This window comes from Candidatus Thermoplasmatota archaeon, assembly GCA_029907305.1.
In the GTDB taxonomy this organism is placed as follows: domain Archaea; phylum Thermoplasmatota; class E2; order DHVEG-1; family DHVEG-1; genus JARYMC01.
Map to the genome: position 1 here is coordinate 1 of JARYMC010000014.1, position 21605 is coordinate 21605.

Below are 21605 nucleotides of genomic sequence, written 5' to 3' on the forward strand. Positions count from 1 at the left end.
CATGGTTAGCAACTTTTGGGTTTTATCCTTTTCTTGGCACATCCCATCTAATAGGAAAAAAATGAATGTTTTTTTTTCTTTAATTATTTATTTCGGGATGAAGCCAACCATTTAGTAAATTATAAATAAAAGAACCAAGATGTAGGTGTGTGTTTTAAACCTGGTTTTGAGGAGTTATTATGACATCAGAAGATGTTAAGAAAACAGGAACAACAACCCTAGGCATGGTATGCAAAGATGGGGTAGTAATAGCAACAGAAAAAAGGGCTACAATGGGTACTTTAATAGCCCATAAAGCAACCAAGAAACTGTACAAGATTGATAACCATATGGCTTTAGCTACAGCTGGTCTCGTTGGTGATTTACAGGTTCTTGCCCGTTATCTCAGCGCAGAAGCTAATCTATATAGACTTAAAAGAGAGACTAATATGCCTATTGGTAGCGCAGCTACACTTATGTCAAACATACTTAATCAGAGGAAATTTTACCCATATTATGTTCAGTTGATAATTGGTGGATATGATAACACCGGCGGCCATATTTATTCACTTGATGCCGCTGGTGGGGCTATACCTGATAAATACACAGCTGGTGGCTCTGGTTCGCCCTATGTATTTGGAGTAATGGAAGACCTTTACAGAGATGATATAACTACTAACGAAGGCGTGGATATAGCTATAAGAGCTATAACCGCAGCAATGAACAGGGACTCTGCCTCAGGTGGCATGATAGATATAGCGGTTATAACAAAGGATGGATATAGGGAGATACCCGAGGAAGAAGTTAAAAAACGTATGGAAAAAATAGCTAAATAAGTGTAAAACAACGATTACTATAAATTTCTTGTAATCTAAAAAAAATTTATTTGTCAAATTATAAAAAGGGTTATAAAAGGTAGAAAATGACTGTAGATGATGTTCTAAGAGAAATCAAAGCAAAAGTAAGAACCGTTATACCACCTAGTATCGATGTGTCTGATGTCGAGTTCGAGGGTGCACTTGTTGTTATCTATACGAAGCATCCTAATAAATTTGCTGCTAAAGATGATCTTGTTAAACAACTAGCTAAGATGCTGCAGAAACGCATTGTTGTAAGACCTGATCCATCTGTACTAACTGATACTGAAACAGCAGAAAAGATGATTAAAAACTTAATACCGAAGGATGCTGAGATAACAAACATTTATTTCCAGCCTGAGACAGGTGAAGTCACAATAGAGGTTTTGAAACCCGGTGTAGCAATTGGTAAACAGGGTTTGTTACTCAATGAGATAAGAAAGAAAATCAACTGGTCTCCAAATATTGTTAGAACACCACCTATTCAATCCAAGACTGTACAGGAAATACGTGGTTATATAAGGTCTATGAGCGAAGAGCGCAAAGAGATACTCCGTAAAGTGGGCAGACGATTACATAGAGGTGTTTCCCAAGGGGAAAAATTCATCCGTATTGTCGCCCTTGGTGGTTTCCGCGAGGTTGGCAGATCCTGTAGCATGCTTCATACCCAGGATAGTAAAATTTTGATTGATTGCGGCGTTGATGTATCATCTGACAAGAATGGTTCGCCTTATATTCATTTGCCCGAGGTTTTACCGCTTGAAACCATTGATGCTGTTGTTATAACACATGCGCATCTTGATCATTCTGGTCTTCTGCCATTGTTATACAAATATGGGTATGATGGACCCATTTATTGTACACCGCCAACCAGAGACCTCATGACATTGTTGCAGATGGATTACCTAAAGGTCGCGGTTGCTGATGCAAAAAGCGTACCATATTCAGCTGAGCATATAAGAAACGTAATAAAACACTGTATAGCCATTAACTACGGTGACACCACTGATATAACACCTGATGTTAGACTCACATTCCACAACGCAGGTCATATCCTTGGCTCATCTATAGCACATTTCCACATCGGCGAAGGACTATACAATATTGCGTTCACAGGGGACATAAAATATGAGAAAACATGGTTGTTTAACCCTGCTATCAACAGGTTCCCACGTCTTGAAGCCATAGTTATAGAGTCAACATATGGTGGCAGAGAGGATTTCCAGCCTAGCAGACTGGAAGCAACTGAACGTTTAAAAGACATAATACAGAGATGCCTTAAGAAAAAAGGTAAGCTACTGGTACCTGTTTTTGCGGTGGGAAGAAGTCAAGAGGTTATGATTGTTCTTGAAGATCTAATGAAAAACAAAGAGATACCAAAGGTTCCAGTTTACCTTGATGGTATGATCTGGGAGGCTACAGCTATTCACACAGCCTACCCTGAGTACCTAAACAACAAGCTTAGGACACAGATATTCCAACAAGGTGAAAACCCGCTTATATCAGATATTTTCCAGCGTGTCGATAGTCAGGATATGAGACAAGAAGTACTTGGTGATCTTGATCCTTGTATTGTGCTTGCAACCAGTGGCATGATGAACGGTGGACCTGTTATGGAATATTTCAAAGAATGGGCACAAGATGAAAAAAATATGATAGCCTTCGTAGGGTACCAGGCTGAGGGCACTCTTGGTAGAAGAATACAGAAAGGATGGAGTGACATACCACTAAACATTGGTGGAAACATAGTTAACATACAGATGAAAATGGGTGTCGAAACCTGCGACGGCTTCTCAGGACATAGCGATAGGAGACAGCTAATAAACTATTTGAATAACATATCCCCACGCCCAGAGAGAATTATTTTCTGCCACGGGGAAGAAACCAAATGCATAGACCTCTCTTCGACCATACACAAAAAAATGAATGTTAACACCGCTGCACCGATGAACCTTGAGACTATAAGATTCAAATAAAAAAAATTTTTATTTTAATGGTTTAGCTAGATCCCACAAACTATTGAATTTACTATCCAACACCTCTATATCCTCTAAGTTCACATAAGCTGTACCAACATATGAAGGCTCAGCATTTGTTTCAGGAAGAATCTTGATACCATTCACAGCGATTTCCTTACCAAAAACATAGTTACGAAGAGTACCTGACACATCCTCAGAAAAATAACGAATCTCAATCTTATCACCATATGTTTTTTTCAACTCACGAGCAGCATCAATATTAACCTTCGTATCAACTATCAACTGGACTTTTGTGTCTAAGTCCAAAAATTTTTTGAAATATTTTATAAACGGCTCCTCAAAAAACCTTTCACCACCAACCTGCATCTTCAAATTATTGCTCTTATCCAAACAGTTATTTAAAACAGTGTACAAAATCCATTTACCACTATACTGAAGTGTGACATTACCGCTTCTCTTCAGCTTTATACCATATTTCTCGTAGTTGCTGGTATAATATTTTCCGTACTCCTCCAAACGATTCTCTATAGCCCTAAAAGTCTCCTCAGCAATAACCTGTTTTAGATCATTTTTAATATCCTCCCATATAGCACGTGGGTGAACAGGAAGATAACTTTCTCTACCAAAATCCTCATCAGCATCATTGGAAAACAAAACCTTTGCTATGATACCATTTTTTAACAAAGACGCACGACCAGTTTCAAGAGGCCTCCTCGTTATATTAGCCAATTCTTCAGCCACTTTAAGAAAATCAGAAAACTCCTTTGGGCTATCCAAAACAAGTGTAACATAGTAAACAGCTGCCTCACGAGGACGATCTATCTTCATCCTCTCAAACATCATCTGAAAATCTTGAATATAATCAAGTTTCACCTTAGTTTTGAATTCACATCCCATCTTATTCCACCAATCCCTATCTTCTTATTAAAGTTAATTTTAATTAATACCCTGCTTTGAAAATAACAATATATTTTCGTTTTATATAATTTATGGATGCATAAGCAGCTGGATATGCAAAAGCATATTTACTCCTGTTAAATAAAATTTATTTTTACTAAAAATGACTAAAAATTGAGTAATAACCATATCAAGTTTCAAAGGTTAAAAATAGAGAAAAACCAATCGGTTTCTTTAAAATGAAAGTGATGTAAAAAACCACATTTTTTAATTGTTTCGTCATAGGATGTTTGTTCTATAAAGTATATATACAGAGTTTTCATCATAGGACAATTAGACCAATAAGTTTATATAAAAAGTAATATATATTAGAATATACAGTACCTCACCTAAATGGGGGAGTGAAGAAAAATGAAAATAAAAAATATAATACCACTTACAGTTGTTTTGATGCTTATTTTACCAGGTTTAACCGTAGTTGCTAAAGAACCGTTTAAATCTGCATCAACTAAACCTCTACCAGAACAAGAAAAATTAACCATCAGCGTGATAGGTGAAAATGGGGAGAAATACTCAATTCAGATAGTGCTCTCAGAAGACGAGTTGAACTCTTTGAATTTCGTATTACATCATTTTTTAATAATTTCTGAAGATGCACTAGATGAATTTGGCCCAGATGGCAAAAATATCTCTGTTTCAGAGAAAGAGGATTTAGAAACAGGTTTAAAAAACGTAATCGATACAATCGATAACTTTGCATCTGTAGGAGACGATTTTCCAAAAGAATATTTAAAGAAATTAATAGCAGATGTTATCAATGACTTGTGGAATCGCACCACTAGTCCTCAGTCTCAGTCGTTTCCCTTTCCAATTTTAGATAAGCTTATAAAATGGTATTTAAGATTATGCCGTCAGCCAATGATTAGTGTCGGTTTCGGTTGGACCTGGATACCACGCTATGACTATGAATCATTTTTCGGTGAGATGCGCAGACTTATATTTATGCACCATAGAGTAGGTTTTGCAGCAACAGCCCGTTTTATGCCATTGTTTGGTCCTGGTTTTCCCTGTTGGAAATATGGATTAATGATAAACGTGCCTACTTTCTATTTTAAGGGGCTTTTCATTAATTTTGGAAAACATAGTTTCATCAATAGAATTGCAGGACCGCAGCTCTTAGTTGGGTATGGCGTTTTCCTTGGGGTAATTCCCTAAGTAGCAAAATCAAAATTCTGATCTCTATAGCCAAATTAATCTCTGTTTAGGTATAGATATAACCTTTTTCACCTCAGGAAATGGTAATTTTGAAAATGAAATCTTCTCTCTTGACCTAAATTACTCCAAGAAAGAACTACGCCGTCCGCCGGACTCGGACCGGCGACCGCTCGGTTAACAGCCGAGTGCTCTACCAACTGAGCTAGGACGGCAAAACAACCACTTAGAACAGTACAACAGAATATAGTATTATATTAAAAGATTACCCTGTCAAAACCCGAGTCTTCTTTCAAGCCTAAGTTTTTTCATACTACCTTCGACGAATCTATAAACAGTTGAATGCCTACTACCAGTTAAAAGCATATCCACCGCTTTTTTTATTATATCCATATTCTCAATATCAGCTATAACAGAGATAGTATGACCATAAATAGATATGTTAGATTCAGTTATCTCCTCTAAAACATGCTTTGTTTTGCCTCCTCTTCCTATAACCCTGCTTTTTAGCCTCTTTACATGGGATTCTTTCTTACCAACATAATCATATATATCAAAAACAAAAAAATCAAAATCATCACTAAACAACTTCATAGCATGCTGCGGAGAAAAACCCCTACCGATAGCCCTGATTATAACTTCGATTTTTAAGACTAATAAAGGATCTTTAGCATTTTTTTCGTCGATGGTTACTTCGCCTTCATGAGAATCAACATCTATCTTAACATTTGAGACATCCTCAAGATGCTTCTTTGTCTCGCCGTTATGCCCTATTAAAACACCTACTCTTTCAACCGGTATTTTTAGATATCTCATAATCTCACCCAAATTAACATTTTATAATTTTGTCATATATCTCTTCTTCGTTTGCTGTGATACCATACTTTTTGAAATAATGGACAACGTTATGTATGTCTCTTTTTAAGAAATCACACGCAAGTGGGTGTTCTTTTAGTACACCCTGCCCAACATCTATAATATATGGGCGGTTTTTATGCATAAGTACATTAAACATACTCAAATCACCATGTATCAGAGCCGCTTTTCTGTACATTTTAAAAATATAATCGATCAAGATATCAAATATTTTTTTAGGGTTTATAAGAACTGCGTCTTTTAGCATAGGAGCTGGCATACTAGAATCACCAATATATTCCATGACTAAAATATTTCTTATCCTTTTAATCGGTACGGGTGCTCTTACACCAATTTCGTGCAAGATCTCAAGGTTTTTGTATTCCTTCTTAGCCCATTCATAAACAACTTCTCTTCTGTTCTTAATAGCAGCCTTAAAACGAGGATCACCTATTATATAATTAGACATATGCTTAAAAGTAGAAGTTGATGTACGATATATCTTCAATGCAACAAATTTTTTGTCAGGTGTAACACCACGGAAGACGTTACCCTCTTTGCCAGTAGATATAGGAAAATCCAGTATATCAATAACTCCATCAGAAATCAACTTACCCAACATGTCGAGAGTGGGTTTATCAAAAACCTCGTCAAGTGTTTTCCTATCAGTACCTTCTCTATCAAAAAGAACTTGCATTTCCCTATCAAGTTTTTTTAGCCATTTCTCATCTAAAAAACGCTCAGAAGACATTTATCTCCTCTGGTAACAAACCACGTCTGCTGAGAGAAACAGCCTGTGTTCGTCTATACCTAAAAACTATATCTGCTTTCTCATCCTGTATATCCCAGGGTTTGATAATAACAAGATCACCTGCTCTGACTCTCTGTTTACGTTTAAGTCTACCAGGTATACGAGCCATCCTCGATTTACCATCCGCGCAGATAACGTTAATCCTGGATCCACCCATTAGTCTATCAGCTATAGCAAACATTTCGTTTTTGTTTTTATCAGGTAAAGGCAATCTTATGTATTCTCCTTCTTGTTCTCCTTTTTCATTTGTTTCATCTTCTTCATACACAGGTATCACAACATCTGACCCAAAAAATCATGTTGATATTAATGTTTTTCTGTAAAAACAAATAAAAAAATACCTAGAAACCTAGTTGATCAGAGATTCCTTTCAATGCATTCAAACTCAATCCCAAGAAGGCTTCTACATCTATGCCAGCATCTAGAATAAGCTCAATTTTAGCTCGACTGCATCCACGCGCAAAAGATGTATCATTAAACTTATGTATCAGGGTTTCTAGTTTAACCTCCGCAAGAGTTTTTGAAGGCATAACAAGCGCTGTAGCAATGATTAACCCAGATACCACATCTGCAGCAATCAAAGATTTATCTAGAACAGTTGTAGGAAGATAATCAGTGTGTTTATAATTATGGCCTCTGATAGCATTTGTAGCCTCTTCAGGGAGTAAATCTTCTAGAATCTGTGCAGAAAGATTAGCGTGTTTCTCTGGTTCCTTTTGGGTATACTCATAGTCAAGGTCGTGAAGTAAACCTGTTAAACCCCACAATTCCACGTCTTTAACAAGTTTCTTGGCAACAGCTCTTAATATAGCCTCAACTGCTATAGAATGTTTTAGCAGTTTTTCGTCTTTAACATATTTTTTAAGCAAAACAACTGCTTCTTCTCTGCTTAACATCTCAACCTGGTGTAGCATAAAAGATGTTTTAAAACTTTCTTAACTTTTAACGGCCATCTATCAATGCTATATATATATTATGTTTCTTAGAAAAAGGCATGTCAATAGAATTAAAGACTTTAAACAAAGAAATAAATATTTTAATGAAAGATTAAATAGACTATATCACATTAATGGTTGCTAAGGTGGTTAAAGTTGTTAGTTGAAAAAATCATGACCAGAAATGTAGTAACAATAGATTGCAACGAAACTGTTTTAGATGCATGTAAAAAATACAAAGAAATGAAAGTCGGCTGTCTAGTAGTAATGGATGGACCTATACTCGTTGGAATTGTAACAGAAAGAGACATTATAGAAAGGGCTATACTGATGGAAAAGGATCCAAAAACAACTAAAATTAGAGATATTATGTCATCAAATCTAAAAACGGTTCATGCATTAGCACCAATAGAGCGAGCAGCAGAAATAATGAGAGAAAACAACATAAAGAAACTGCCTGTTATTTTAAACAATAAGATAGTTGGGATTGTTACAGTTACTGACATGTCACGTGCATTACCTACTTTTTCTGAGAAGATAGATGAACTAGTAGATTTCTATATTAAGAGTAAAAAAAATGTTGATAATATCATGGAGGAATGGGCAGAGATTATCACTAGTTTGAGGAATTATCAACAATTAATGAAAACTAAAAAAACAGAGCTTGCTACACAATAAAATTTGAGATGCAAAAGACAAAGGTTAGAGATAGCGATATCTTTTAATGCCTCTTCTTATATCATCTAGGAAAAGGAATAGAGAATGGTGCTAGATAACTTAGGGGATTCCCTTAGAGGGACTCTAAAGAAGATTGCCAATGCGGTTTATGTTGATTCTAGACTTATAAAAGAGGTAGTTCGAGATATACAAAGAGCTCTTTTGCAAGCAGATGTTAATGTTAAACTTGTTTTAGAGTTATCAAAAAAAATTGAGAAACGAGCACTGGAAGAGAAGCCTCCTGCGGGTATGAGCAACAGAGAACATGTTATACATATTGTATATGATGAGCTTGTAAAACTTTTAGGTGAATGCAGAGAGATCCCGGTTAAAAAACAGGTTATTATGATGGTTGGCCTGTATGGTCAAGGTAAAACAACTACGTGTGGTAAACTTGCTAAATATTTCAAAAAGAAGGGGCTTAGACCTGCCTTGATTGCTGGTGATGTACATAGACCTGCAGCATACGAGCAGCTTAAACAAATCGCTGAGAAAGTGGAGGTACCTTTTTATGGTGATAAACAGGAAAAAGATGCTGTTAAGGTAGTTAAGGATGGTATAAATAAACTGCAGAGAGCTTGTGATGTTATAATAGTTGATACCTCTGGTAGACATAAACTTGAGGATGATTTGATAAAAGAGATGAAAGATATTTTTAAGGTTATCAAACCAGATGAGAAACTGCTTGTCATGGATGCTGCTGTTGGTCAGCAGGCTGGTCCACAGGCGAAAGCATTTGATGACGCCATAGACATCACCGGTATTATCCTTACTAAGCTGGATGGTACTGCTAAGGGTGGTGGTGCTCTTAGCGCTGCAGCTGAGGTTGGTGCACCAATTGTTTTTATTGGCACTGGTGAGCATGCTAGTGATTTTGAGACTTTTGATCCATCGCGTTTCATATCACGTTTACTTGGGATGGGTGATATTAAATCTTTGCTGGAAAAAGCAGAGGAAAGCCTCAAAGGAAAGGATGCTGAGGAGACTGCTCGGCGTTTGATGTCTGGTAAGTTCACCCTACATGACATGTATGATCAGATGGATATGCTTTCTGGTATGGGGCCTTTGAACAAGATAGCTGAGATGCTACCTGGTGGGCTTTCAGGTAAAATAAAAGATGTTGACATGAATACCACGCAGAATAAACTAAGAAAATTCAGGTTCATAATGGATTCTATGACTGATGAGGAGATGAATGATCCTAGTATTGTTCATTCTTCTAGAATTAAACGTATCGCCCGTGGTGCAGGTGTAGAAAACAAGGATGTGAAAGAGCTTTTGAGATACTATAATATGACTAAACGCATGATGAAAGGTTTTTCAAGTGATCGTAAACTTAGAAAGAACCTTATGAAACAGCTACAGTTTGGGAAATAATAAATCGTTTTATGTTGTTTAAAAACTATGATCAGATTGTTAGAAACGGTCAAACCCCAGAACTTAGGAGGATAAGAACGGATGTCCTTGATATTTTTACTGCCTCTTTAGATGCTGTTGATCCATATAAAGTGGTTAAATCAAGGTTTGATGGAAAACAGATTATTCTAGATAAAGAAAAAATTGATTTAACTGGTTTTAAAAATATATTTTTGGTTGGTTTTGGTAAAGCTAGTGTTGGTATGGCAAATGCTGTCTGCGACTCATTAAATGTTAAAAAAGGGGTTATTATAACTAATGATAAAAAACATAAAGCCTCGAGTGAATATGTTACTACCTTTGTGGGTGGTCATCCAACACCAAACCAGGATAGTTTAATTGGTACAGAAAAAGTTTTAGAAATCATAGATGGTTGTGATGAAGACGACTTGTTCATAGTTTTGATATCTGGTGGTGGGTCTTCTCTCTTGTGTAAACCAAAAATAAGCCTCAGAGACTTGCAGAAGACAAATGATATGTTGTTGAAATCAGGTGCTAACATAAAGGAAATTAACACGGTACGTAAACATCTTTCTTTTGTAAAAGGTGGACAACTTGTAAAAAACTGTAAATGTGAAGTGGTTTCTCTTATAATATCTGACATCGTTGGTGATCCAATAGAGTTTATTGCATCAGGTCCTACTTGCCCAGATTCTACGACATACATGGATGCTCAGAAGGTTCTAGAGAAATATAATCTGATAGAAAAGATGCCCTCCGCGGTTATAAAACTGTTAGACGAAGGATTACAAGGGATGATATCTGAGACAGCAAAAAAAGATAACCCTGTTTTTAAAAGGGTTTTTAATTTTATTGTCGCAAACAACCAGATTGCATGCAAAGCTGCTATTGAAGAAGCAGAGAAGCTAGGATATAAAACTATGCTGCTGACCACCTCTTTAACTGGGGAGGCAAGAGATGTTGGTAGGTTTTTAGTTGATAAAGCATTAAATTACTACAATGAAAATTTTGAGGATATTGTTTTTGTTTCAGGTGGAGAAACCACGGTTAAAGTTAAGGGAAATGGCAAAGGTGGTAGAAACCAAGAAATGGTTTTAGGGGGCATCGAAGTTTTAGCAGGTTCAGATATGGTTTTTGCATGTATGGCAACAGATGGTATAGATGGAATGAGTGATGCTGCTGGTGCTATAGCAGATGGCTATACAATAGATAGAGCAAATAAAAAAAACCTTGATCCAAAAAAATTTTTAGAAAACAATAATTCTTACGAGTTTTTTAGAAGGTTGGGTGATTTGTTGATCACTGGTTCTACTGGTACAAATGTGATGGATCTACATGTTTTAGTTAAATATAACAAAAATAAATAGCAAAAACAGTTCTATAACTTGTAAAATTGTAAAGATATACCGTAAAGTATTTATATCTAGATTTCTCTATAAAAACTTTGTTTAGTTATATAAAAGATATAATTAAAGGGATAAGCAATTACATGTATTGGAGAACGTTAATATGAAAATAGATAGAGTAAATAAAAAATCGATTATCGCATGGATAATATTACTGCTGGTTCTTAATTTAACCTTTTCAACAAATGTGAGTTCTGATCCAGTAAAATATGATTATGATGGAATATGGTATGATATGTTTGTAGACCAAAATGGGATAGATACGTCAGAATCCTATAATTATAATTTTTCTCCAGGGTTAATCACATTAAGATCTGGAACAAACAAGTATTACTACGATTTTAATGATAACAAAACAAATGCATGGACGTCCGATTTAACTTTTATATCTGGTGAAGAAAACCAGTTGATAAGACCTAGAAATCTGGTAGGTGAAATCAGCCTTGAATCCGAATATAACAAAATCAAGAAAAAAGATGACGTAGTTGTACGAACAGAGGGTAGATATCTTGATTTAGAGACCTTTAACATAACACGTACATTCTCTCCAGTCCATCACTTCAGGTTTAAAATCGGACAGAATAAAAATAACATAAATGAGTTCACATTTAACTGGTTCTATGGTAGTAAAATAACAGATGCAAATGTTGCCAGTGTAAAGCTTTACGTCTGGAATTATCTTATTAAAAATATTGTGGGGTTATGGACACAAGAAGGTAGTCCAGTATATTATGATTATGCTGATCCAATAAGCATATCTTTCACGAGTAATAACACCAAATTCGTTAGCGATGACGGGTACATTGATTTTTTAGTTGTTGCAATACCTAAAGTAAATGGTGAAACCACTATATTAACAACTGACTACGTCAACTTAACAGTTACCACAAAATATGGGTTTGTAGAAAAAGGATGGATTATTTCAAGAGAAATTAAACCAGACACACTCAAAGGATGGGAGAGCATAGTATGGAAAGGATTAAGGACAAGCAATGACGCCTCAATTAAGATACATGTATTAGACTCAAAAAAGAACGTTATCACTAGTTTACCTGGTAATTCTAAAGGTTTTACAACCTCTCAGATAGATTTATCTTCATTGAGCGCAACTTCGTATAAAAGTATCAGATTAAAGGCTGTTCTTGAATCCAGTGATTTATCTGTGACACCAAAGTTATATAGTTGGGCTTTAACATGGCAAACAGAAAGCAATACATTCAAAGATAAGTTCTCTACAGATGTTAGAATAGATGAACTTCTGGGTGCAGAAATCATCGGAGGAGACATAAAAATCAGTGATTCTTCTAGTGATTGGCCTGTTTTTGGTAGAACACCCCAGAATAGACGTTCATATGAAGGCTACGGTCCACAGAAATCAGAGCTTTATTGGAGTACAAAAAAGAAGACAGTCGGTGGCGGATTCCGTAGTCCTGTTCTGAGTGATGGTAAGATATATATTGCTTCCCCAGTCAATAACACGATTTGTTCTTTTAATGCAACAGTACCACTCAGTAAAAAAGGAAGTCAATTATCACCTTATGATAGAAGTGATCCATTGTATAAAGTCGATGGGTCTGTTGCAGTAGCAAACAATTTTGTTATCGTTGCAACCAGTGAGATTAACGCGTCGAATAAGGTTGTTGCATTAAATAAATCCAACCTAAAACAAGAAAAATGGAGTTACACGTTTGGAGATGGAAACATATGTTATTCATCTTCACCAACTGTTTCTGGCGATAAAGTCTTTGTGACCTCCTGGGATGGCATGCCCTTGACTACTCCTTTGATATCCTTCTTGTCTTCTTTAATTGGGGGAAACAACAAGGTTATTGCTCTGAATATTGCTGATGGTACAAAAATCTGGGACTACACATTACCTGCAGGTAGTTTTTCTACACCAGCTATAGGCAATGGTATGGTTTTCGTAGGATGCGACAACATATATGGTGACAATCTATTTGCGTTTGATGAAGAAACAGGTGCATTAATCTGGAAGGTTAAGGTTGGTTTAATCGGCGGAGCATCACCAGCGGTTTATCAGAATAAAGTTTTTGTTGTTGTAAAGGAAATCAAGCTACCATATGTTACAGGTGACGTAAAAGTCGTTGCATTAGACCAGCAAACCGGTAAGATACTATGGAATAAAACACTCGCAGAAAAAGTACCAGCGTTTGAAAACCTACCAAAGGGACTAAAGTTTTATAACCTTATGGCAACCTCAACACCAGCGGTTGATGGTGGTATTTTATATGTTACATCACCTGATGGAAAAATCTATGCATTAAATACTGTAGATGGCGTAGAGAAATGGAATGCTTCTTTGTCTTCGAATTTATTTGGTGTAGTACCAACCTATTCTTGTACATCACCAGTTGTAACATCTGATAACCTATATGTTGCAACAATAAATGGGATGGTTTATTCACTCAACAAGAACAACGGAAAGACTTTATGGAACTATAACTGTGATATAAAGGACCCAGAGTTACTAGCTCTAACATACATACTAGCCTCACCCATAGTCGCTAATGGTGTTTTATATGTTAGTGTAACAGATGAAATAAATACTTTCAGTGGAAGAATATGCAGCATAGGGAATTATACAACTTATCAAAAAGCTGTTGTAATATCAAATCCTATATTTCTCCCAGCTGGTAGATGGTGGAGTAGTTTCAAAGCATCGTTTACTAACACAACAAGTAGCTCTATCACTTTTAGTATCCTAGATGATGATTATAATTTCTTGAGATCTGTCAAAAACAATGATGATATATCTAGTTCAGATTACATTAAAAAGAGTATTATACGCCTCCGCGCAGAGTTAACAAGGAAAGACAAATCACAAAACCCAGCATTACAGGAATGGAGTGTCACATGGTCATCTGAAACAACCCCACCTGATTTCGAAGAAGAAACCTTCATACCAGGTGGCTGGATCAACACAAACACACCAACATGCATAATAAAAGTCATAGATACCTACCCAGGCTTGAGTGTTAGTTCAGCGAGATACCAGATAGAATATACATCAAAAGCAAATAAGACCGTGACATCACCATGGTTTATCCCTGAATGTAGTGGAACAGATGGAACAAAAGTAAAACAAAGTTTAACAGCAAACATATCAAAACTAAACATTAGTGACATGGCCGAGCTTAAAAGCATAAGGTTTTACATAAAAGATCTAGCTGGAAACAACGCCTCGTTTTTCAAAAATTTCCAGAAAGATACTGTGCCGCCCTCTTCAAAAATAAATGGTAGTTTTTCATCTAAATACAACAGAGCAGTTAACATAACAGTTAATGCAACTGATGATAAAAGCGACATAAAAAATGTGACATTATACTATAGAATAAGTGGTGACACATATTGGACGATTTATGACAAACCACTCTCAACAACACCATATACGTGGTTATTTAATGTTACAAAGAGTGGAAACTACGAGTTTTGTAGTGGAGCAACAGACAACGCTGGAAACATAGAAAATTATCAAACTAAGAAGATTGAAGCGACTTTTACCTTCGATAGAAACAAACCTTATAAACCAGTTTTCAACAAAGACCCAGCTTTCAACAAAGATGGATATTACTTCAACGAACCAAGGAATTTTTCAATAAAATTTGAGGATGATTACAAATTAAAATCGGTTGAATATAGACTAAACTTCCAAGGATTAAACGAATGGACTATGATTAAAGATAACATCGATCTCCCCTCATATAGCGGTGAGTGGAACCTAACAGGAACATTGTGGGATTCACTAAATGAGACCGTAACATATTATATATATTTCAGACTCACAGATTTCTGCGGAAATGTCTATACTACTCCAGATAACTCCGAGGCAGCCAAGATAATTAAAGACCTCACCGTCTCAAAACCTTATCTAGATCTATCTGATTTTTCAGAGTGGCACTGGGATGATGAATTCAACATATCCGCTACCATAAATGACATTGACATAAAAAGCGTGGAATTATACTATAGGTATTCAGCGGACAACAAAAACTGGGGTGAATGGACATTGGTTGGCAAAAAACTAACAGAAAAACCATTTAATTGGAAATTCAACGCCAAAGATGGCAGTGGATACTACCAGTTTAAAACAAGAATCTCTGATTTCGCAGGTAACATAGGCGAGTCACCATTAGAAACAATCGGCGTAACCCTATTCCCAATGACCCAGATAATCATAATGATAATACTAGCATTCATACTGATAATAATCATAGTTCTAATGCTAACAAAAATGAGAAAGAAAAAAACATAAAAAACTTCATCTTTTTCTTTTTTTTACTTTCCATCTAAAATATGGAATATCTTTTCTAAAAGACAATCTATTCCTCCACCGGTTTCACAGGATAAAGAGATATCACCCAAACCGGTTTTTTTGATATCAGCCTTGTTTTCAACTATTATCATAGGCGCGTTGTTAAACATTTTTTTAACCTTCGACAACAAACTTTTCTGGTCTTCTAAAGAATAACCACAAGTCTCAGATGCATCTAAAATAAATACTATAAGGTCAGCAAGATTTGATAAAGCCGCGATCGCCTGCTTCTCTATATTATTCCTCTTGGATAATGGCCTATCTAAAAGACCAGGTGTATCAATAACCTGATATTTTTTTGTTACATGCCTCTCTTTTTTTTCTATATGGCCGACATGTATCTCCTTTGTTGTAAATGGGTACTGGGCAACCTCTGGTTTAGCAGAAGAAAGACGCCTAAGCAAAGAAGACTTGCCTACATTAGGGTAACCTGCTATAACAATCGTTGGTAAATCCTGTATCTCTGGTAAACCGCTTATAATCGCCTGCGCCTTCGAAAGCACATCTAGGTCTTTGCTTATTTGTTTTACAACAGATGATATCCTACCATAGATCTCTTTTTGTTTAGCTACCAAAAAATCAATGTCTAAAGATCTCCTAAGAGATTTAACCTGTTTCAGGTAAATTTTGTTACAGGTTTTTCTAGCCCAATCAACAGCACCAAGGGATTTTTTTAGCTTGTTAATATCAATTTTTATAGATAATATATCATGGTAGAACATTGGTAGTTGTTCGATTGAAGGAAACTCTTTCACATATCTCTCTAGATGCGAGGTGATGTCTGTCGTAAATGAGTCAATTCCAGCGATTATTGTCTTTTTTTTCTTGTATAGCGCGTTTCTATCATGTATTTGTATTTTACTGGCTCTCCTAAAACATAAATCCAGTAACTCTTTTGAACTCAGCACTTTAGGTATATTTTTGAGCATAATAATTGAAAAGCTTTATGTGATACTTATAAATTAATATGTTGGTGTAAAACTGTATGGACGAAGGATACATCCTATCAAACAAGTACCGTAGAGCAATCTTTGATGAGCTTGCATCTGGTGAATCTGATATAAGGCGCATAGCGAAAAAGCATCACATCGTCCTACCTGTAGTTGATAAGGTTATTGATGATTTTGTTAGGGGCGGGGTTTTGTTGAAAAAAGGTAATAAATATGTTTTTACTGAGGAAGGAGAAAAATTAGTTAAAAGTATCAGAGGATGAGAATTGAGGATTGATTTATGAAGCCTTACATTTTGCAAACATTGAAGGAGCTTGCCTTGCTTGGTGCTACAAGAAATAAGATTGAGGTTTCTTCTCTTGAGTTGGCTAAACAGCTTAAAACAAGTCAGCAGACAGCCTCTCGGTATCTTCTTGAGTTAGATCATAGTGGTTTGATAACTAGGGAGTTCGGTGTGAAGAAGCAGATTATTCAGATCACTGATGCCGGAGTTGATGCTCTTCAGGAGGAGTACCTTAGTTATAAACAGATTTTTGATTTAACAGATGAGATTCATTTCATTGGTAGGGTTGTATCTGGTATGGGTGAGGGCCGGTATTATACTGAGCAGAATGGTTATATTAGTCAATTCAAAGAGAAACTAGGTTTTATACCTTATCCTGGTACTTTGAATGTTGAAATCAGCTACATTGAGCGTAACAAGCTTAGATTATTGAAGGAGTACAATGCTATAACTGTGGATGAGTTTAGGGACAGGGATCGTACTTTTGGTGGTGTTAGATGTTTTAATGCTGAGATAAATGGTGTTAGGGGCGCAATTGTTTTACCAGTGCGTAGTCATTATTCTAATATTTTGGAGTTCATATCACCTTATTATCTACGTGAGAAACTAGGTTTAAAAGATGGTGATGAGGTAAAGGTTATAATTTATCTTGGAAAAAGAAGTTGAGTTTGTTTTTCATGAAAAATCAGTTGGTCGCTGATATATTGTATAAAATTGCGGATCTACTCGATATCAAGGGAGAGATTTTTTTTAAAACAAGGGCATATAGGACAGCTGCGCAGAATATAGAGGTTTTAGACGAGGATATAGAGGTTGTTGCAAAAGAGGATAGACTACAGGCTATACCAGGTGTTGGGGAGGCGCTTGCTAAAAAGATTAAGGAGATTGTTGAGACCGGTAAACTTGAGTATTTTGAAAAACTTAAAAAGGAGATGCCAGAGGGTTTGTTGGCTTTGTTAGAAATCCCTGGTCTTGGCCCTAAAAAGGTTTCTACTTTGTATAATAAACTTGGTATAACAAGTATTGAAAAACTTAGAAAAGCATGCTTGGCGGGTAAGTTGCGTGAGCTTGATGGTTTTGGTGAGATAACCGAGAGGAATATCCTTCGTGGTATACAGCTCCTTGAAAAAACCAGTGGACGTGTGCTACTAAATGTCGCATATGATGATGGAAACAGTTATTTGGCTTATCTTAAGAAGTGTAAAAAAATTGATTGTGTTAGTCTCGCTGGTAGTCTACGCAGAATGAAAGAAACCATCGGCGACCTGGATATTCTTGCCTCATCAAAATGTCCTGATGATGTTATGGATCATTTTGTGAAATACAAAGATGTTCAAAACGTGCTTATGAAGGGGCCAACAAAAACTAGTGTGATTCTAAAGGATAACCTTCAGGTTGACATCCGGGTTGTAAACAGGGAAAGCTATGGCGCTGCACTTCAATATTTCACAGGCTCAAAGGAACACAACGTAGCTATGCGTAGTATAGCTATAAAGAAGGGTTACAAGCTTAATGAATATGGTCTTTTTGACAAAAAAACTGACAAATACATCGCTGGTAAAGATGAGAAAGAGATATACAAAAAACTTGGTTTACAGTACATTGAACCAGAGCTTAGAGAGAATCGTGGTGAAATTGAGGCGGCGAAAAAAAAGAAGCTGCCAAAACTAGTTGGGTACAATGACATAGCCGGGGATTTCCATGTTCATTCCATCTGGAGTGATGGCAACGATTCTGTAGAAACAATAGCGGGTTATGCAAAAAAAATGGGTTACACCTTTGTTGGAATCACTGATCATTCTCAATCACTTAAAATCGCTAATGGTGTTTCTGAGGAAAAAATTGAGAAAAAGATCGATGAAATTAATAAAATAAATAAAAAACTCTCAAATTTTAGGGTTCTTTGTGGTACTGAATGTGATATAAAATCTGATGGTAAACTGGATTATAGCAACAGGGTTCTTAAAAAGTTTGATTTTGTTTACATTGGTATTCACACTGGTTTCAAGATGAATAAAAAAGATATGACTCGTAGGATAATCAAGGGTATGGAGAATGAATATGTTGATTTTCTTGCGCATCCAACAGGGCGTCTCATTGGTAGACGTGATCCCTATGAAGTAGATGTTGAAAGTATAATTGATAAAGCTAAGGAAACCGGGACGTTTCTTGAGATTAATTCTTTCCCTGATCGTCTTGACCTTGATGACCTTCATGTTAAGTTCGCTAAGGAAAAGGGTTTAAGATTTGTTTTAGGTACTGACGCACATAGCGTTAACCATCTATCTTTTATGCGTTTTGGTATTGCTACGGCGCGTAGAGGATGGCTAGAAAAAAAAGATATTTTAAACACATATTCTTTAAAGGAAATAGAAAAAATACTTGGGTGTGGATAAAGGTTTATGAACAAAAATGAGGCTAAGAAAGAGATAGAAAAACTGCGTGAACAAATCAATTATCATAATTATATGTATTATGTTGAGAACAATCCTGTTATCTCTGATTATGAGTTTGATCAGTTGTTGAAAAAACTTGAGAAGCTTGAGGCTGAGTACCCTGATCTTATCACCCCTGATTCTCCTACGCAGAGGGTTGGTGGAGAACCGGTTGAAGGGTTCGTATCTGTGGAACATAAGGTTGCTATGCTTTCTCTTGATAACGCATACACGCACGATGAGTTACGTGAGTTTGATGAGCGTGTTCGTAAAAACGTTGGGGATGTTGAGTATGTTGTTGAGCCTAAGATAGATGGTGTGGGGGTTGCGCTCCTCTATGAAAACGGTGTTTTTGTGAGGGGTGCTACTAGGGGTGATGGTTTTAGGGGTGATGATATAACTGTTAACCTGAAAACAATTCGTAGTATACCATTGAGGCTTAGGGGAAATGTTTTGAATAATGTTGAGGTCCGTGGTGAAGTGTATATTCCTATTGATGGTTTTAAAAAGTTGAATAAAGAACAAGAAAAAAAGGGTGAGCTGGTTTTTGCTAACCCTCGTAATGCAGCAGCTGGTTCTATTAGGCAGCTTGATCCAAGGGTTGTTGCATCAAGGCCGTTGGATATTTTTGTTTATTTTATTTCTTATTCTGACAAAAATTTTAGTACACATGAAGAGGCTTTGGAGGCTTTGAAAAAAGCTGGTTTTCGTGTTAACCCGTTGATTAAAAAAGTTAAGGATATAGAGGCTGCTATAAAGTACTGTGAGGAATTAGAGAAAAAACGTGAAAAACTTGATTATGAGATTGATGGAGCTGTTTTGAAGGTTAATTCTTTAGCTCAACAGAAACAGCTTGGGGAAACAATAAAGCATCCTAGGTGGGCTAATGCTTTTAAATTCACTGCAAAACAGGCCACAACCAAGTTGAATGATATTGTTGTTCAGGTTGGTAGAACCGGTACACTTACACCAGTGGCAGTGTTAGAGCCTGTTCAGGTTGGTGGGGTAACTGTTTCTAGGGCTACTTTACATAACTTTGATGAGCTTAAAAGAAAGGATATAAGGGTTGGTGACAAAGTTTTGGTTGAACGCAGCGGTGATGTTATACCGCAGGTTGTAAAAAGCATAAAAGAAAAAAGAACCGGCAAGGAGAAAAGAAAGATTATACCAAAAAAATGTCCTGTATGCGGAACAAATGTTGTTCGTAGCGAAGACGAGGTTGCAGTTAGGTGCCCAAATCGTTATTGCCCTGCTCGTCTGAAATGGCGTTTGAAACATTATGCCTCACGTGATGCCATGGATATAGAGCATCTCGGCGAATCAACCATTGATAAACTGCTTGATGAAAAAATTATTGACAACATATCTGATCTGTATCGACTTAAAAAAGAGGATATACTCAAATTAGAAGGTTTTAAAGATAAATCTGCGCAGAACCTCCTAGATTCCATAGAACAAAGTAAACATCGGAGTTTATCCAGGCTTATTTATGCTCTTGGTATAAGACATGTTGGTAAATACGCTGCACAGGTTCTTGCTTCTAAATATGATTCGATCGATGATCTTGCAGAGGCTAGCGCAGAAGAACTGAATCAGATTTTTTGTCTCGGTGAAAAAACAGCCGAGGCTATCGCAACGTTTTTTGCAACTGAGGAAAACAGGGAGCTAATCAAAAAACTTAAAGAAGTTGGTGTTCAAACTAAGGAGGTTAAAAAGAAAGAAGAGCTGCCTCTTCGAGGTAAAAAATTTGTATTCACCGGTGGTTTGCGGTCTCTTTCTAGACCTGATGCATCTGAGCTCGTTAAACAAAAAGGAGGAATAGTAACCTCTTCTGTTAGCAAAGATGTTGACTATGTTGTTGTTGGCGAGGAACCTGGCTCAAAATATGAGAAAGCAAAAAAACTTGGGTTAAAGATCATAGATGAAAAAGAGTTTAAAAAACTAGTTGGTAAATAACATGTATATGTGATTTTTTATGAAGGAATGTAATGTAAAAGAAAACAAGAATAATTGTAACTGCAGCTATCCCTGTAGCAAAAAAGGCATATGCTGTGAATGCTTGAGATATCATAGAAGTAGAAATGAGTTGCCTGCTTGTTTTTTCCCAGATGCTGTTGAGAAAACCTATGACCGAAGTATAGAGAACTTTATTAGAGTTTATAAAAAATAACTATCTTTTGGCTTGTTCATATTTAATTTTAGAAATAACATCATACAATTTTTTAACCTCTGATTTTGAGAGTCTAAATTCATCTTTGTAAGGGCAATCATTATCCAAAACAGCACATCCTCTCTCCATATCAAATATCACAGGATACAATCTACAGCCATCTGGTCTACTTCTATAAATCAAACATTTTGTTCTATCATGAAAAACGCATCTACCACCTTGGTTTTTTAAGTGCATCCAACCATTTTTCTGGGTAACAAAAAACTTAGTTCCAAACCCCATTTTATTTATTCTTTTTACATCATTGTTTGATAGAATCATATCTGTTTCTATGCAACATTTAATACAATTTTTTTCAATACAGCAACTTTTCCTAGTGTCCTAGCATAATTAAAATATTATAAATTGT

General features: G+C 36.1%; 19 protein-coding genes and 1 tRNA gene. 12 read left to right on the top strand and 8 right to left on the bottom strand.

The annotated features are described in order from the left end of the window. Positions 1-179 precede the first annotated feature (179 nt). Entirely contained in the window at positions 180-815 is a 636-nt protein-coding gene (gene psmB / locus QHH19_01875; GenBank protein ID MDH7517081.1) for an archaeal proteasome endopeptidase complex subunit beta, read from the top strand. An 86-nt stretch (positions 816-901) separates the two neighbouring features. After that, positions 902-2812 (top strand): beta-CASP ribonuclease aCPSF1, encoded by a 1911-nt coding sequence (locus QHH19_01880; protein ID MDH7517082.1) that lies wholly within the window; start codon positions 902-904, stop codon positions 2810-2812. 9 nt (positions 2813-2821) lie between these two features. Here QHH19_01880 and QHH19_01885 read toward each other — a convergent pair whose 3' ends face one another. Further along, complete coding sequence (locus QHH19_01885) at positions 2822-3712, bottom strand: hypothetical protein (GenBank protein MDH7517083.1); 891 nt, start codon at positions 3710-3712, stop codon at positions 2822-2824. 411 nt (positions 3713-4123) lie between these two features. Between QHH19_01885 and QHH19_01890 the strand changes: the two genes are divergently transcribed. After that, on the top strand, positions 4124-4927 hold the full coding sequence (locus tag QHH19_01890) for a hypothetical protein (protein MDH7517084.1): 804 nt from the start codon (positions 4124-4126) through the stop codon (positions 4925-4927). A 139-nt stretch (positions 4928-5066) separates the two neighbouring features. On the opposite strand, the gene QHH19_01895 is transcribed toward QHH19_01890, so the two are convergent. From QHH19_01895 to QHH19_01915, 5 genes are all read right to left on the bottom strand, one after another. After that, positions 5067-5139, bottom strand: a tRNA-Asn gene (locus QHH19_01895). A 58-nt stretch (positions 5140-5197) separates the two neighbouring features. Then, a complete protein-coding gene (locus QHH19_01900) occupies positions 5198-5740 on the bottom strand; it encodes a KH domain-containing protein (protein MDH7517085.1) in 543 nt (180 codons plus the stop codon). Between the two features lie 13 nt (positions 5741-5753). Then, positions 5754-6530, bottom strand: a complete 777-nt coding sequence (locus tag QHH19_01905) for a serine protein kinase RIO (protein ID MDH7517086.1) — start codon at positions 6528-6530, stop codon at positions 5754-5756. Beyond that, positions 6520-6864, bottom strand: a complete 345-nt coding sequence (gene eif1A / locus QHH19_01910; GenBank protein ID MDH7517087.1) for a translation initiation factor eIF-1A — start codon at positions 6862-6864, stop codon at positions 6520-6522. The genes QHH19_01905 and eif1A overlap by 11 nt, the downstream gene beginning before the upstream one ends. 67 nt (positions 6865-6931) lie before the next feature. Then, positions 6932-7486: an HDIG domain-containing protein gene (locus QHH19_01915; GenBank protein ID MDH7517088.1), complete on the bottom strand. Its 555-nt coding sequence runs from the start codon at positions 7484-7486 to the stop codon at positions 6932-6934. Positions 7487-7681: 195 nt separating this feature from the next. Here QHH19_01915 and QHH19_01920 point away from each other — a divergent pair, with 195 nt between their 5' ends. The 4 genes from QHH19_01920 to QHH19_01935 all read left to right on the top strand — a co-directional run bounded on the left by QHH19_01920 (position 7682) and on the right by QHH19_01935 (position 15298). Next, the gene (locus QHH19_01920) at positions 7682-8203 is read left to right on the top strand and encodes a CBS domain-containing protein (protein MDH7517089.1); all 522 of its coding nucleotides are present in this window, start codon (positions 7682-7684) and stop codon (positions 8201-8203) included. A gap of 84 nt (positions 8204-8287) precedes the next feature. Beyond that, entirely contained in the window at positions 8288-9619 is a 1332-nt protein-coding gene (locus tag QHH19_01925) for a signal recognition particle protein Srp54 (protein MDH7517090.1), read from the top strand. Positions 9620-9630: 11 nt separating this feature from the next. Continuing rightward, on the top strand, positions 9631-10986 hold the full coding sequence (locus tag QHH19_01930; protein ID MDH7517091.1) for a glycerate kinase: 1356 nt from the start codon (positions 9631-9633) through the stop codon (positions 10984-10986). Between the two features lie 142 nt (positions 10987-11128). Next, positions 11129-15298 carry a PQQ-binding-like beta-propeller repeat protein gene (locus tag QHH19_01935; GenBank protein ID MDH7517092.1) on the top strand — a complete coding sequence of 1390 codons (4170 nt, stop codon included), beginning with the start codon at positions 11129-11131 and terminating at the stop codon, positions 15296-15298. A 23-nt stretch (positions 15299-15321) separates the two neighbouring features. On the opposite strand, the gene QHH19_01940 is transcribed toward QHH19_01935, so the two are convergent. Further along, positions 15322-16287: a 50S ribosome-binding GTPase gene (locus QHH19_01940; GenBank protein MDH7517093.1), complete on the bottom strand. Its 966-nt coding sequence runs from the start codon at positions 16285-16287 to the stop codon at positions 15322-15324. A 56-nt stretch (positions 16288-16343) separates the two neighbouring features. Between QHH19_01940 and QHH19_01945 the strand changes: the two genes are divergently transcribed. The 5 genes from QHH19_01945 to QHH19_01965 are packed head-to-tail and all read left to right on the top strand — an operon-like array spanning position 16344 to position 21196. Then, on the top strand, positions 16344-16571 hold the full coding sequence (locus tag QHH19_01945) for a hypothetical protein (protein MDH7517094.1): 228 nt from the start codon (positions 16344-16346) through the stop codon (positions 16569-16571). Between the two features lie 17 nt (positions 16572-16588). Continuing rightward, positions 16589-17257: a DUF120 domain-containing protein gene (locus tag QHH19_01950; GenBank protein MDH7517095.1), complete on the top strand. Its 669-nt coding sequence runs from the start codon at positions 16589-16591 to the stop codon at positions 17255-17257. 11 nt (positions 17258-17268) lie between these two features. After that, positions 17269-18987, top strand: a complete 1719-nt coding sequence (gene polX / locus QHH19_01955) for a DNA polymerase/3'-5' exonuclease PolX (GenBank protein ID MDH7517096.1) — start codon at positions 17269-17271, stop codon at positions 18985-18987. Positions 18988-18993: 6 nt separating this feature from the next. Beyond that, positions 18994-20982: an NAD-dependent DNA ligase LigA gene (ligA, locus tag QHH19_01960; GenBank protein ID MDH7517097.1), complete on the top strand. Its 1989-nt coding sequence runs from the start codon at positions 18994-18996 to the stop codon at positions 20980-20982. Between the two features lie 19 nt (positions 20983-21001). Beyond that, entirely contained in the window at positions 21002-21196 is a 195-nt protein-coding gene (locus tag QHH19_01965; GenBank protein MDH7517098.1) for a DUF6485 family protein, read from the top strand. Here the strand turns inward: QHH19_01965 and QHH19_01970 are convergent, their stop codons facing one another. Next, the gene (locus QHH19_01970) at positions 21197-21556 is read right to left on the bottom strand and encodes a YkgJ family cysteine cluster protein (GenBank protein MDH7517099.1); all 360 of its coding nucleotides are present in this window, start codon (positions 21554-21556) and stop codon (positions 21197-21199) included. Positions 21557-21605 lie beyond the last annotated feature (49 nt).

Coding starts and splice junctions, on each gene's coding strand:
- psmB (MDH7517081.1), top strand. CDS start 180: ATGACATCAGAAGATGTTAAGAAAACAGGAACAACAACCCTAGGCATG.
- ligA (MDH7517097.1), top strand. CDS start 18,994: ATGAACAAAAATGAGGCTAAGAAAGAGATAGAAAAACTGCGTGAACAA.
- QHH19_01905 (MDH7517086.1), bottom strand. CDS start 6,530: ATGTCTTCTGAGCGTTTTTTAGATGAGAAATGGCTAAAAAAACTTGAT.
- QHH19_01890 (MDH7517084.1), top strand. CDS start 4,124: ATGAAAATAAAAAATATAATACCACTTACAGTTGTTTTGATGCTTATT.
- QHH19_01940 (MDH7517093.1), bottom strand. CDS start 16,287: ATGCTCAAAAATATACCTAAAGTGCTGAGTTCAAAAGAGTTACTGGAT.
- QHH19_01965 (MDH7517098.1), top strand. CDS start 21,002: ATGAAGGAATGTAATGTAAAAGAAAACAAGAATAATTGTAACTGCAGC.
- QHH19_01900 (MDH7517085.1), bottom strand. CDS start 5,740: ATGAGATATCTAAAAATACCGGTTGAAAGAGTAGGTGTTTTAATAGGG.
- QHH19_01915 (MDH7517088.1), bottom strand. CDS start 7,486: ATGTTAAGCAGAGAAGAAGCAGTTGTTTTGCTTAAAAAATATGTTAAA.
- QHH19_01930 (MDH7517091.1), top strand. CDS start 9,631: ATGTTGTTTAAAAACTATGATCAGATTGTTAGAAACGGTCAAACCCCA.
- QHH19_01925 (MDH7517090.1), top strand. CDS start 8,288: ATGGTGCTAGATAACTTAGGGGATTCCCTTAGAGGGACTCTAAAGAAG.
- QHH19_01880 (MDH7517082.1), top strand. CDS start 902: ATGACTGTAGATGATGTTCTAAGAGAAATCAAAGCAAAAGTAAGAACC.
- polX (MDH7517096.1), top strand. CDS start 17,269: ATGAAAAATCAGTTGGTCGCTGATATATTGTATAAAATTGCGGATCTA.
- QHH19_01935 (MDH7517092.1), top strand. CDS start 11,129: ATGAAAATAGATAGAGTAAATAAAAAATCGATTATCGCATGGATAATA.
- QHH19_01885 (MDH7517083.1), bottom strand. CDS start 3,712: ATGGGATGTGAATTCAAAACTAAGGTGAAACTTGATTATATTCAAGAT.
- QHH19_01945 (MDH7517094.1), top strand. CDS start 16,344: ATGGACGAAGGATACATCCTATCAAACAAGTACCGTAGAGCAATCTTT.
- QHH19_01950 (MDH7517095.1), top strand. CDS start 16,589: ATGAAGCCTTACATTTTGCAAACATTGAAGGAGCTTGCCTTGCTTGGT.